10 protein-coding genes are annotated in these 13510 nt (G+C 69.5%); 4 read left to right on the top strand and 6 right to left on the bottom strand.

What is annotated here, in order from left to right; genetic code table 11:
- Positions 1-45 precede the first annotated feature (45 nt).
- Both ASF21_RS15745 and ASF21_RS15750 read left to right on the top strand, forming a co-directional pair.
- A complete protein-coding gene (locus ASF21_RS15745; protein WP_082471651.1) occupies positions 46-867 on the top strand; it encodes a TetR/AcrR family transcriptional regulator in 822 nt (273 codons plus the stop codon).
- Positions 864-2984 (top strand): acyl-CoA dehydrogenase, encoded by a 2121-nt coding sequence (locus ASF21_RS15750; RefSeq protein ID WP_055773447.1) that lies wholly within the window; start codon positions 864-866, stop codon positions 2982-2984. The genes ASF21_RS15745 and ASF21_RS15750 overlap by 4 nt, the downstream gene beginning before the upstream one ends.
- 178 nt (positions 2985-3162) lie before the next feature.
- On the opposite strand, the gene glgA is transcribed toward ASF21_RS15750, so the two are convergent.
- Positions 3163-4365, bottom strand: coding sequence for a glycogen synthase (gene glgA / locus ASF21_RS15755; RefSeq protein ID WP_055773449.1), 1203 nt, complete (start codon positions 4363-4365; stop codon positions 3163-3165).
- 132 nt (positions 4366-4497) lie between these two features.
- Between glgA and glgC the strand changes: the two genes are divergently transcribed.
- Complete coding sequence (gene glgC / locus ASF21_RS15760) at positions 4498-5742, top strand: glucose-1-phosphate adenylyltransferase (RefSeq protein ID WP_157365956.1); 1245 nt, start codon at positions 4498-4500, stop codon at positions 5740-5742.
- Between the two features lie 118 nt (positions 5743-5860).
- Here the strand turns inward: glgC and ASF21_RS15765 are convergent, their stop codons facing one another.
- The 3 genes from ASF21_RS15765 to ASF21_RS15775 are packed head-to-tail and all read right to left on the bottom strand — an operon-like array spanning position 5861 to position 9255.
- Complete coding sequence (locus ASF21_RS15765) at positions 5861-6712, bottom strand: transglutaminase family protein (protein WP_055773454.1); 852 nt, start codon at positions 6710-6712, stop codon at positions 5861-5863.
- Entirely contained in the window at positions 6709-7635 is a 927-nt protein-coding gene (locus ASF21_RS15770; RefSeq protein ID WP_055773456.1) for an alpha-E domain-containing protein, read from the bottom strand. Before ASF21_RS15770 ends, ASF21_RS15765 begins: the two co-directional genes overlap by 4 nt.
- A gap of 51 nt (positions 7636-7686) precedes the next feature.
- A complete protein-coding gene (locus ASF21_RS15775; protein ID WP_055773458.1) occupies positions 7687-9255 on the bottom strand; it encodes a circularly permuted type 2 ATP-grasp protein in 1569 nt (522 codons plus the stop codon).
- Between the two features lie 117 nt (positions 9256-9372).
- Between ASF21_RS15775 and pepN the strand changes: the two genes are divergently transcribed.
- Positions 9373-11973 carry an aminopeptidase N gene (gene pepN, locus ASF21_RS15780; RefSeq protein WP_055773460.1) on the top strand — a complete coding sequence of 867 codons (2601 nt, stop codon included), beginning with the start codon at positions 9373-9375 and terminating at the stop codon, positions 11971-11973.
- On the opposite strand, the gene ASF21_RS15785 is transcribed toward pepN, so the two are convergent.
- Complete coding sequence (locus tag ASF21_RS15785) at positions 11958-13034, bottom strand: biotin/lipoate A/B protein ligase family protein (protein ID WP_055773462.1); 1077 nt, start codon at positions 13032-13034, stop codon at positions 11958-11960. The genes pepN and ASF21_RS15785 overlap by 16 nt on opposite strands.
- A 160-nt stretch (positions 13035-13194) precedes the next feature.
- Positions 13195-13452, bottom strand: coding sequence for a type B 50S ribosomal protein L31 (locus tag ASF21_RS15790; RefSeq protein ID WP_055773464.1), 258 nt, complete (start codon positions 13450-13452; stop codon positions 13195-13197).
- Between the last annotated feature and the right edge of the window lie 58 nt (positions 13453-13510).

Raw genomic sequence — 13510 nt, forward strand, 5'->3', positions numbered from 1 at the left:
GGGGGTGAGTTACCGATACCTAGCGTACCTGATACGCTGAGTATCATGAAGCTCGCCGCCGCCCGGAAGGGTGCCTCCCGTCAGGCGTCCGCCGAGGCGCCGACCGCCCCGGACGGACGGTCGAGCCGCTGGGAGGAACACCGCGCAGCCCGGCGACGCGAACTCATCAAGACGGCTCGGCGGGCCATCGACTCGCTCGGTGCCGGAGCCTCCATGGAGGACATCGCCGCTGCCGCGGACACGTCGAAGTCCGTGTACTACCGCTACTTCGGGGACAAGACCGGCCTTCAGCGGGCCGTCGCGGAGGTGGTCATCGGGCAGATGCAGCAGAAGGTCATCGACGCGGCGAGGGCCGCCGCGACCCCACGCGAAGGCCTCCACTCCATGGTCCTCGCCTACCTCCAGATGGCCAGGACCTCTCCCAACGTCTACGCCTTCGTGACGAGGGTCGGGATCGCGGAATCGGGAGCGCACGACGACGGCGCCCAGGATACCCTCGCCCACTTCCTCGCAGCCGTCACCGAGATGGTGTCCCGCCCCATGCGCGCCTACCTGGTCTCCCCCGACCGGCCGAGCGGTCCCGACGATTCCGCACCCGAGTACTGGCCGGCGGCAGCCATCGGCATGGTGCGCGCAGCAGGTGAGCACTGGCTCGCCACCCCGGCCGGTCCGGACAGACCGACCGAGGAGCAGATGGCCCACCACATCACCGGCTGGCTCTTCGACGGCATCACCCGGTACGAAGCCCTCGCGCAGGCGGCTTCCCCCGGCCGCCGCGTCCCGCCCCGCTCCCCTGACGCTCCCTCCCCACCCCCGGTCCCACCGACGCGTTCACCCACCCGCCGACCAGCGAAGGACACACCATGACGCAGACCATCTCCCGGCCGCAGCAGATCCCCGCGACGGTCGACATCCGCGACGACGAGCGAGCCACGGTGGACACCGCGGAACTCGGCGAACTGCTCCTCGGCAAGTGGGCGGACGTACGCCGCGTCGCCCGTGAGTTGGCCGGACGCCCCGAGGTCCACAAGATCGAGGGCCTGACGCACCACGACCACCGGCTGCGCTGCTTCGACCAGCTGCACTACCTGGTGCAGCAGCAGGCCGTGCACCGCGCCTTCCCGGTCGCGTTCGGCGGCAACGACGACCACGGCGGCAACATCGCCGGCTTCGAGGAGCTCGTCGTCGCCGACCCGTCACTGCAGATCAAGGCCGGCGTGCAGTGGGGCCTCTTCGGCTCCGCCGTCATGCACCTCGGGACGCAGAACCACCACGAGGCGTGGCTCCCCGGCATCATGGACATGGAGATCCCGGGCTGCTTCGCGATGACGGAGACCGGACACGGCAGCGACGTGGCGAGCATCGCCACCACCGCGACCTTCGACGCCGCGACGGACGAGTTCGTCATCAACACCCCGTTCCGGGCCGCCTGGAAGGACTACATCGGTAACGGAGCCATCGACGGACGCGCCGCCGTCGTGTTCGCCCAGCTCATCACCAACGGCGTCAACCACGGCGTGCACGGCCTCTACGTGGAGCTCCGCACCGAGGACGGCTCCTTCACGCCCGGTGTGGGTGGCGAGGACGACGGCATCAAGGGTGGCCTGAACGGGATCGACAACGGGCGGCTGCACTTCACCGACGTGCGGGTGCCGCGCACCAATCTGCTCAACCGCTACGGGGACGTCGCCGAGGACGGTACGTACACCTCCCCCATCGCCTCGCCCGGTCGCCGGTTCTTCACCATGCTCGGGACGCTGGTGCAGGGCCGTGTCTCGCTGGACGGTGCCGCCGTCGCAGCGAGCAAGCTCGCGCTCACCGCGGCCGTCACCTACTCCACCCAGCGACGGCAGTTCAACGCCTCGTCGGACCTCAAGGAAGAGGTGCTCATGGACTACCAGCGGCACCAGCGCCGCCTGCTCCCCCGCCTCGCGGCGACCTACGCGGCCTCCTTCGCCCACGAGGAGCTCCTCGAGAAGTTCGACGACGTCTTCTCCGGCGCCCACGACACGGACGAGGACCGGCAGGACCTCGAGACCCTTGCCGCAGCCCTCAAGCCCCTCTCCACGTGGCTCGCCCTCGACACCCTGCAGGAATGCCGCGAGGCGACCGGCGGTCAGGGCTTCCTCATCGAGAACCGCTTCGCGTCGCTGCGCGCCGACCTCGACGTGTACGTGACGTTCGAAGGTGACAACACGGTGCTCCTGCAGCTCGTGGCGAAGCGCCTGCTGACGGACTACGCCAAGGAGTTCAAGGGCGTCGACTTCGGGGTGCTCGCCCGCTACGCCGTGTCCCAGGCCGCGGGCAGGACGCTGCACCGCTCCGGCCTGCGCCGGGTCGCACAGACTGTGGCCGACTCGGGATCCGGCAAGAAGTCGGCGATCGCGCTGCGTGACGAGGACACCCAGCACGAGCTGCTCTCGGACCGGGTGCAGACGCGTGTCGCCGAGCTCGCCGGCGCACTGCGCGGAGCCAGGGGCATGTCCCAGGAGAAGTCCGCCGCACTCTTCAACCTGCACCAGAACGAGCTCATCGAGGTGGCCCACGCCCACGCCGAACTGCTCCAGTGGGAAGCCTTCACACGGGGCCTGGAGAGGATCGAGGATCCCGGGACGCGGGAGGTCCTCACCCGCCTCCGTGATCTCTTCGGTCTGTGCCTCATCGAGAAGGACCTGGCCTGGTTCCTGATGAACGGCCGGCTCTCCTCGCAGCGTGCGCGCACGCTGGACGGGTACATCAACCGGCTCCTGGCCAAGATCCGCCCGCATGCCCTCGACCTCGTCGAGGCGTTCGGCTACGGACCGGAGCACCTCAGGTCGGAGATCGCGACGGGCGTCGAGGATCTCCGCCAGGAGGAGGCGGCCGAGTACATGCGCCGCCGTCGGGCGGGCGGCGATGCGCCCATCGACGAGAAGACCCTCCTCGCCCGCGTGGCGAAGGACAAGAAGGCGAAGAAGGCGAAGAAAGCCGCTCGCGCCGGCTGATCGGCGCAGGCGCCGGGCCGGGCTGATCGGGCCCCCGAGGGTCGGGCGACGGGGTGGTGCAGGTCGGCCCCGCCGCGGGAACCGGCTGCGCACGGGCTTCATCGCCTCCCGGGCTCGGCCCGGCGTCGAAGGATCCGCACCGGTGACCACGCAGGCGGCGATCACCGGGTCGCGACGGCTAGAGGACGCTCCGGTACACCCCGAGGGTCGTCTCGGCGATGGATCCCCAGTCGAAGTGGCGTTCAGCACGTTCACGTCCCGCTACGCCCATCGCCCGGGCCCGTGCGGGATCACCGACCAGGGCGTTCAGCGCGGCGGCGAAGTCCGCGACGAAACGCTCGGCGTCAAGGGGGGTCCCCGTGCCGTCCTGCACCTGCTCCAGCGGCACCAGGGTGCCGGTCACGCCGTCGTCGACGACCTCCGGGATGCCCCCCGTGGCCGAGGCGACGACGGCTGCGCCGCACGCCATGGCCTCGAGGTTGACGATCCCGAGCGGCTCGTAGATGGACGGGCAGGCGAAGACGGTGGCGTGGCTGAGGATCTGGACGACCTCGCGCCGCGGCAGCATCATCTCGATGAGGATCACGGAGTCCTCCCGGCCCCGCTGCTCGCGGAGGGTCCGGATGAGCACCTCGGTCTCCGCGGCGAGCTCCGGGGTGTCCGCGGCGCCGAGGCAGAGCACCAGCTGGACCTCGGCGGGCAGGTGCACCGCTGCGCGCAGCAGATACGGGACGCCCTTCTGCCGGGTGTTGCGTCCGACGAAGACGACACTGGGCCGGCCCGGATCGATCCCATGGGCCCGGAGGGCGTCGTCGTCCTCGTCCCGCGTCCAGGTGGCGACGTCGATGCCGTTGTGCACCACGTGCACCTTCGCCGGGTCGACGTCCGGGTAGCTGCGGAGGATGTCGGCGCGCATGCCGGCCGAGACGGCGATCACTGCTGCCGCGGCCTCGTAGGACGTCTTCTCGGCCCACGAGGAGAGCGCGTAGCCACCCCCGAGCTGCTCGGCCTTCCAGGGGCGCAGCGGCTCCAGGCTGTGGGCGCTCAGCACGTGCGGGATGCCGTGCAGCAGCGAGGCGAGGTGTCCGGCCATGTTCGCGTACCAGGTGTGGGAGTGGACGAGGTCCGCCCCACCGATGCCGTCGAGCATCTGCAGGTCGGTGCCCAGCGTCTGCACCGCCGCGTTGGCCTGCGCGAGGCCCTCCGGCACCCCGTAGGAGAACACGGCCGCGCCGTGGTAATCCCCGGGACGCGGCTTACCGAACGCGTGCACCCGCAGGTCGACCTGCGGCGCGAGCACCCTACTGAGCTCGGCGACGTGCACCCCCGCGCCACCATAGGTCTCGGGCGGGAACTCCTTGGTCACAATGTCTATTCGCACCGAACCAACGTAGTGCAGTGCGGCGGAGTCCTCTAGTGTGAAGTGACCGGAGGGGTTCCGGAACGCGGACCTACGCTTGATGGACCACCGGTCGTGGACGCAGAACACTCGAGGAAGAGCGGGGGGTCACCAGTGGCACCGAAGAAAGTACTTGCCGTGGTCTTGGCAGGTGGAGAAGGCAAGCGGCTCATGCCGCTCACCGCGGACAGGGCCAAGCCGGCCGTCCCGTTCGCGGGGAGCTACAGGCTCATCGACTTCGCCCTCTCCAATCTCGTCAATTCCGGCTACCTGCAGATCGTGGTGCTGACGCAGTACAAGTCGCACAGCCTCGACCGCCACATCTCCGAGACCTGGCGCATGTCCACCCAACTGCAGAACTACATCGCGTCCGTCCCGGCGCAGCAGCGACGCGGCAAGAGCTGGTTCCTCGGCAGCGCCAACGCCATCTACCAGTCGCTGAACCTGATCCACGACGCGCAGCCCGACATCGTCGTCGTCATCGGCGCGGACCACGTCTACCGCATGGACTTCGAGCAGATGGTCGACGCCCATGTGAGGAGCGGGGCCTCCGTGAGCGTCGCGGCGGTCCGGCAGCCGATGAACCTCGTGGACCAGTTCGGCGTGATCGAGACCGCTCAGGACGATCCGGGCAGGATCGCGGCCTTCGTCGAGAAGCCTGATTCCACCCCCGGCCTGCCCGACGACCCGAACAGCTTCCTGGCCTCGATGGGCAACTACGTCTTCACGACGGACGCGCTCGTGAAGGCCCTCGAGGACGACGCCGCACGGCTGGACACGAAGCACGACATGGGCGGGGACATCATCCCCTACTTCGTCGAGCGCAACGACGCTGCGGTGTACGACTTCACGCAGAACGACATCCCGGGCGCCACCGACCGGGACCGCCAGTACTGGCGCGACGTCGGCACCATGGACTCCTACTACGACGCCAACATGGACCTGATCTCGCCGCTGCCCCTGTTCAACCTGTACAACCTGCAGTGGCCCATCTACACGCGGCAGAGCGTCTCCCCACCCGCGAAGTTCGTGCGCAGCTCCTCGGGCCAGTCCGGCGAGGCGCACGACTCCATCGTCTCCGCCGGTGTGGTGGTGTCCGGGGGCGCCGTCCAGAGCTCCATCCTCGCGACCGACGTCTTCATCGCGGAATCGGCCGAGGTCACCGGGAGCGTGCTCCTCGACAAGGTCAACGTCGGAGCAGGCGCCGTGGTGCGCCGGGCAATCATCGACAAGAACGTCCGCATCCCTGCCGGAGCGACGATCGGCGTGGATCCCGAGCTGGACCGGCGCCGGGGGTTCTCCGTCACGGAGTCGGGGCTGACGATCGTCAGCAAGGGACAGGCCGTGGAACCGGCCTGATCGGGCCGCCGACGCGCTGATCCCAGGCGCCGACACGAGGAGAGCCCCGGCCCTAGCCGGGGCTCTCCCTGTGTCGGGATCCGAAATGTCAGGGTCCGACGGCCGGTAGGACGGCCGGCTACGCGACGCGCGTGATGGCCACCGTGACGTTCAGGGTTGATCCGCCGCCGCCGGACAGGATGCCCTTCAGCGGCGATACGTCCCGGTAGTCACGCCCGCGGGCCACGGAGACGTGGAAATCGCTGACGGGCCCGCTGTTCGTCGGATCCCAGCCGCGCCATTCGCCGTCGTACCACTCGACCCAGGCGTGGGACTGTCCGGCGACCGTCTCACCGACGGCCGCCGAGCGGCGCGGATGCAGATAGCCGGAGATGTACCGGGCGGGGATGCCGAGGCTGCGGAGCGCTCCGATCGCGACATGGGCGAGGTCCTGACACACACCCTTCCGCTCGGCCCACGCGTCCTGCGCGTTGGTCTGGACGCCCGTGGCCCCCTGCACGTAGTCGATCTCGGACCGCAGCCGGTCGAACACCGCGCGCGCGGCCTCGTGCGGGTCGAGGCCGCGCGCGGTCTCCGCCACGAGCTCCCGCAGCTCGTCCCCGGGCTCGCTGAGCGCCGTCTGGCCGAGCCAGTCGGCGAAGTCGTTGGTGAGGGCCGGTGAAGCAAGGTCCTCCCAGGAGAGGATGTCGCCCTCGGCCGGGACGCGCTCCGTCCGACTGACCTCGACGGTGGAGACCGCAGTGACCTCGAGATGCTCGTGCGGCACGTGCACGTCGAAGGACGTCACCCTGGTGCCCCAGTAGTCGCGGTAGGTGGCGACGGCGGCACTGGACGGGGTGACCTTCAGCGTCGACTCGAGCACCACCTGCTGGGGATCGGTCAGCGGCGTCATGCGCGCCTCGTTGTAGGACAGGGACACCCGGCGGAGGTAGTCGTAGCCGGTGCGGTGTTCGATCAGCAGGCGTGTCATGAGACCTCTCCGACCCAGGACAGCTCGTCGGCCTGGGAAAAGTACGTACGGGACACGGCGTCGGACGCCTTGGCGCAGGCCTTCTGCACGCGGTCCATGTGCTCGGGCAGCTCCGCCATGAGGTCCCGCGTCTGGTGGAACTCGAGGAAGGTCCTCGCCTGACCGACGATCCGGCTGGCGTCGTTGATGAAGCCGACACGCTGATAGGCCGGATTGAGCTGGGTCAGGCACTTCTCCGCGTCACTCAGCGCGTACACGATCGATCGCGGGAAGAGCCGGTCCAGCAGGAGGAACTCCGCTGCCTGCTGGTCGCCGAAGGCCGCCCGCCGGGTCCGCAGGAAGGACTCGTAGGCGCCGGCGCACCGCAGCATGTTGACCCAGGACAGTCCGGCAGCGTGGACGTCGTGGGTCGAGAGCATGCGCGCGGTCATGTCCGCCCGCTCGAGACTGCGCCCGAGCACGAGGAACTGCCAGCTCTCGTCGTGGCTCATGGTCGTGTCGGACAGGCCGCGCACCATGGCGGTGCGCTCCACCACCCAGTGGCAGAAACGGTAGGTCCCGACGACGTCCTTGCGGTGCTGGGTGAGGCCGTACCAGGCGGTGTTCAGGCTCTCCCAGACGCTGCTGGAGACGGTCTCGCGGGCCCGCCTGGCATTCTCGCGTGCGGCACCGAGCGCGCCGGCGATCGACGTCGCGCTCGTGCGGTCGTACGCGAGTGCCTGGAGGAGGTCCGAGAGCTCCAGGTCCTGCTTCTCCGGGCGGCTGCCCATGACGCCGAGCAGCTGGCGCGACGTCTCCCACTGCTGCGGGAGCGGCATCTGGTTGAGCCGTTCGAGGTGCACGTCGAGGATGCGCGCGGTGCCGTCGGCCCGCTCCACGTAGCGGCCGATCCAGAAGAGCGATTCAGCGATGCGGCTGAGCATGGGTCCTGCCTTTCCGAAGGGGTGCTGGGACGTCTGGCGCTGGAGGACGCGTCATTGCTGCTGCTGTTCCGACTGCTTGTCCTGCCAGTTGGTCTCGATCGGCCACACGCTGGTCCGTTCCCGCACGCTGACGGAGGGCCGCTCGGCGGGGACGCTGCCGTCCGCGGGGCGCCGCACCTCGCCGTCGACCACCCACGTGTCCTTCGAGCCGCCGCCCTGGCTCGAGTTGACGATCAGCGAGCCCTCCTTCATGGCGACGCGCGTGAGCCCGCCCGGCAGCACCCACACGTCCTCGCCGTCGTTGACCGCGAACGGGCGCAGGTCCACGTGGCGCGGGCTGAACTGGCCGCCGGACATCGTGGGCACGGTCGAGAGCTGCAGGACCGGCTGGGCGATCCAGCCGCGCGGGTCCTCGAGCACCTTCGCGCGCAGCGCGTCGAGTTCGGCCCGGGTCGCGTCCGGCCCGATCACGAGGCCCTTGCCGCCGGAGCCGTCGACGGGCTTGACGACGAGTTCGTCGAGGCGGTCCAGCACCTCCTCGCGCGCGGGGGCGTCCTCGAGGCGGTAGGTGTCCACGTTGGCGATGATCGGGTCCTCACCCAGGTAGTAGCGGATGAGGTCCGGCACGTAGGTGTAGACGAGCTTGTCGTCCGCGACACCGTTCCCCACCGCATTGGCGATGGTGACCATCCCGGCACGTGCGGCGTTCACGATGCCGGGGCAGCCGAGCACGGAGTCCGCACGGAACTGCAGGGGGTCGAGGAACTCGTCGTCGATCCGCTTGTAGATGACGTCGACACGCTGCTCCCCCGCCGTCGTCCGCATGTACACACGGTTCCCGCGGCAGATGAGGTCGCGGCCCTCGACGAGTTCGACACCCATCAGCCCCGCCAGGAGCGTGTGCTCGAAGTAGGCGGAGTTGAACACTCCAGGGGTGAGGACGACGACGGTGGGGTCGTCCACGCCCGGAGGCGCCGTCTTCCGGAGGGCTGCGAGGAGACGCCGCGGGTACTCCTCCACGGGGCGGATGTGCTGCTGGCCGAACGCCTCCGGCAGGCCCTTGGCCATGGCCCGGCGATTCTCCAGCACGTAGCTGACGCCGCTCGGGACCCGGACGTTGTCCTCGAGCACCCGGAAGGTGCCCTGCTGGTCGCGGACGACGTCGATGCCCGAGATGTGCACGCGCACGCCGCCCGCCGGGCTGAACCCGGCGACCTCCCGGTGGAAATGGGCGCTCGAGGTGATCAGCCGGCGGGGGATGACACCGTCGGCCACGACCGCCATCTTGTCGTAGACGTCGCCCAGGAACGCCTCGAGGGCGCGTACCCGCTGGGCGACACCGCGCTCGAGGACGTCCCAGTCGTCCCCGGCGATCACGCGCGGCACGATGTCCAGGGGGAAGGGCCGCTCCTCCCCGGCGAAATCGAAGGTGACGCCGCGGTCGAGGAAGGTTCGCGCCATGGAGTCCGCGCGGGCCGTCACATCGGCGAGGTTCAGGGCATCCAGGGCTGCCGCCACCTGGCCGTACTCGGTACGCGGTGACTGCCCGACATTGAACATCTCGTCGAACGCGGGCGTCTTGCGGGCGGCGGCTGCATAGTCAGCGAAGAGCTCGGACATGGGTCAACAGTGCCATGGATGACCCCGCCGGACACAGCCGTACACACCGCCCCCGTCACCGTTAACCTCCCGGAAACAGCCGCTGGGCCCCCTCCGGGCGCGTGGTTGAATGGCCGGATGGAGAACGAGAACCTGAGCCGGGACGAGGCGGCCGCCCGATCGGCGCTGCTGCGGACCGAGACCTACGCCGTCGAACTGGACCTCTCCGAGGCGCGGGACGCCCGGGAACGGACCTACCGGACCACCACCACGGTGGTCTTCACCTGCCGGGAGCCGGGTGCCTCGACCTTCCTCGACTTCATCGGCGACGTCACCGCCGTGGAGCTCAACGGAACGGCCCTCGACCCCTCCTCCGTCCTGGACGGGGCCAGGATCCACCTCGAGGCACGTGCCGGGCGGAACACGGTCACGGTCACCGGCCAGGCGCACTACAGCTCCAGTGGCGAAGGGCTCCACCGCTTCGTCGACCCCGCCGACGGCGAGACCTACCTCTACACGCAGTACGAGCCGGCCGACGCGCGCCGCGTCTTCGCCACCTTCGAGCAGCCGGACCTGAAGGCGTCCTTCTCCTTCACCGTGCTAGCCCCGAGTGGCTGGACGGTCGCCTCCAACGGCAGCGAGAGCGCCAGGGAGCAGGTCTCGGACACCGCGGCGCGCTGGACCTTCGCGCCGACCGAGCGCATCTCCACCTACATCACCGCCGTGCTGGCGGGACCGTACCACCGGGAGACGGACGTCTGGACCGGTACGGCCGGCACGGCGGGAGAGGGCCTCAGCATCCCGTTGGCCCTGTACTGCCGCCGCTCCCTCGCCCCCGCGTTCGATGCCCCGGAGATCTTCGACACCACCAGGCGCGGGCTCGATTTCTTCCACACCCTCTTCGACTACCCCTACCCGTTCGGGAAGTACGACCAGGCCTTCGTCCCCGAGTACAACCTCGGCGCGATGGAGAACCCCGGGCTGGTGACCTTCACCGAGAGCTACGTGTTCCAGTCGGCCGCGACCGACGCCCAGCGCGAGGCACGCGCGAACACGATCATGCACGAGATGGCGCACATGTGGTTCGGCGACCTCGTGACCATGACGTGGTGGGACGATCTCTGGCTGAAGGAGTCCTTCGCCGACTACATGGGGGCGCTCGCCGTGGCGGAGGCGACCCGGTGGAGCACGTCGTGGGTCAGTTTCGCGAATCGCCGCAAGTCCTGGGCCTATGTGCAGGACCAGCTGCCGACGACGCACCCCATCGTCGCCGACATCACCGACCTCGAAGCCGCCAAGCAGAACTTCGACGGCATCACCTACGCGAAGGGCGCCTCGGTCCTGAAGCAGCTCGTCGCCTTCGTGGGTCGGGACGCCTTCACCGACGCTGCCCGCCGGTACTTCCGCCGGCACGCGTACGGGAACACCACGCTGGCCGATCTGCTCGACGTGCTGGCGGAAGCCACGGGCCGCGACCTGACCGCCTGGTCGCGGTCCTGGCTGCAGACCTCGGGGGTCCCCGCGCTGCGCGCCGAGGTCGCGGTGCAGGACGGTGTCCTCACGGACGTGACCGTGGTCCAGGACGCCGTGGACCCCGTGACCGGCATCGACGAGTACCGGCCGCACCTCGTGCGCGTGGGCCTGTACGCGTTCGACGACGACGGCGCCCTCGTCCGGTCGGGATCCGAGGAGGTCACGGTCGACGGCGGACGCACGCGGGTCGCCGCACTGGTCGGTGTCCGGCAGCCGGACCTGCTGCTGATCAACGACGACGACCTCACCTACGCCAAGCTGTCCTTCGACGAGCGATCACTCGCCACGCTCCTGACCTCGATCGACCGGCTGCAGGATCCGCTGGCCCGCGCAACGTGCCTCACCGCTCTGTGGTCGAGCACGCGCGACGCCACCCTGCCCGTGCCGTCCTACCTGGACGCCGTCATGCTCGCCGCACCGGCTGAGACCGGCGTCGGGGTCCTCCAGGTCCTCCTCGCCAATGTCCGGACGGCCATCGGCAGCTTCGCACCCGCTTCCGAACGACCCGGGCTGTGGGAACGCGTGGGCGCCTTCCTCTGGGACGGCCTGCGTGGCGCGGAGCCGGGCTCGGACCTCCAGCTCGCCTGGGCGCGGGCGCTGGCTGCCACGGCGCGCTCAGCCCCCGCGGCGGCGGATCATCTCCGTTCGGTGCTCGACGGCGAGGAGAAGGTGCCGGGCCTGCGGCTCGACGCCGAGCTGCGCTGGTTCTTCCTCCAGGGCCTCGCCGCGCAGCAGCGCGTCCTGCCCGGGGAACTGGAGGCGGAGAAGAGCGCGGACCCGACGGCGTCAGGACGGGTGGGCTTCGCGCTCGCGTCGGCCGCACTGCCCGACGCGGCGATCAAGAAGGCCACGTGGGACGAGGCCGTGCACGGGACGCGTCTGTCCAACGACCTCCTCAGCGCCGCCGTCGAGGGGTTCATGCTGGGGTCCCGGGACCTGCTCGGGGCGTACGAGGAGCCCTACTTCGCAGCGCTGCGCGACGTCTGGGCGACCCGTGGCATCGAGATGGCCAGCAGGATCGTGCGCGGACTGTACCCGGGTCACCAGGACCTCGAGGGTGAGCCCACGGACCACTCCGTCGTCGTCCGGACCGACGACTGGCTGGCCGCCAACGCCGAGGCGCCCGCCGCGCTCCGCCGCATCGTCGTCGAGGAACGGGACCACCTGCTCCGCGCACTGCGCGCACAGGCTCAGGGGACGCGGTAGAGCCACTCCTCGGTTCCGAACTTCCGCTCCACGAGGTCCTCGGCCCGCTGGAGCTCGGTGGCGGACAGGGTGGTGTCCACGGCTCCGTAGCGCCGGCGGAACGTGGAGATCATCACCTGGATGATCTCCTCGCGGGTGATCCCGGTCTGTCGCCGCAGCGGGTCCACCCGCTTCTTCGCGCTGCGCGTGCCCTTGTCGGACATCTTCTCCTTGCCGATCCGCAGCACCTCGAGCATCTTGTCCGCATCGATGTCGTAGCTCATGGTGACGTGGTGCAGCATCCCGCCGTTGGCCAGGCGCTTCTGCGCGGCTCCCCCGATCTTCCCGAGGTCCGTCGCGATGTCGTTCAGGGGCTGGTACCACGCGGTGATGCCCAGCTTCTCCAGCGCCTCCATCACCCATGCGTCGAGGAAGGGGTAGGACTCGGCGAAGCTGAGGCCGTCCACGAGGGACTGCGGGACGTACAGCGAGTAGGTGATGGCGTTCCCGTGCTCCATGAACATGGCGCCTCCGCCGCTGATCCTCCGGACCACCGTCACGCCGTGGCGTTCCGCTCCGGCCGGATCCACCTCGTTGCGCATCGACTGGAAGCTCCCGATCACCACCGACGGGGACTGCCACTCCCAGAAGCGCAGGGTCGGGTTGTGCGCGCCCGTGCCGACGTCGTGCGTCAGGACCTCGTCCATGGCGACGTGCATCGCCGTGGACAGGGGCGTCGGCGGAATGATCTCCCACTGGTGGTCAGCGAAGCCGGTGGCCCGCCCGAGTGCACGGCGGACCGCCGTCGCGATGGCCTCGGCCGAGAACCCGAACAGGACCGCCGACGGGTCGAGCCGTGCGGTGACGGCTGCGGCGATCTCACCCGGTGCCGTGTCGGCGGGCAGGCCCTCGAGGGCGGCATTGATGTCCAGCAGCGCCTCGTCCGGTTCCAGGAAGAAGTCGCCGTTGACCGAGACCCCGGACAGCCGACCGTCTCGGACCGCGAGGTCGACGGCCGTGAGCTTCCCGCCCGGTGTCTTGAACTCGCCGTGCAGGCCGTCGGCGTCGGGGTGCTGGGCCATGGTCTGGTCCTCTCGTGTCGATCCGGCCGCGGCGGTCGGTACCGGCCGGCGGTCGGGGTGCTTCTCCTGGGTTAACGCAGCAGGAGCCGCGCCGGACCGGCGTGGCTCCTGCTGGTGGACCAGGGCATGCGCCCTGGGTCCGTGTCCTGTCGGGGACGTCCTACTTCTTGCCGCCGAAGCCCTTGAAGCGGGCGTTGAAGCGCTCGACGCGACCGGCGGAGTCCATGATGCGCTGCTTGCCCGTGTAGAACGGGTGCGACTCGGACGAGATCTCGACCTCGATGAGGGGGTAGGTGTTGCCGTCCTCCCATTCGATGGTCTTCGCGGAGCCGACCGTGGACTTGGTCAGGAACGCCTTGTCGGAGGCCAGGTCGCGGAAGACGACGGACTGGTACTTGGGGTGGATATCAGACTTCACAGGACTACCTTCTCTGGTTGCCTGGATTTTGCCAGGCACGGGACGTACGAAAGGGTGG

This window comes from Arthrobacter sp. Leaf234, assembly GCF_001422665.1.
GTDB lineage: Bacteria > Actinomycetota > Actinomycetes > Actinomycetales > Micrococcaceae > Arthrobacter_D.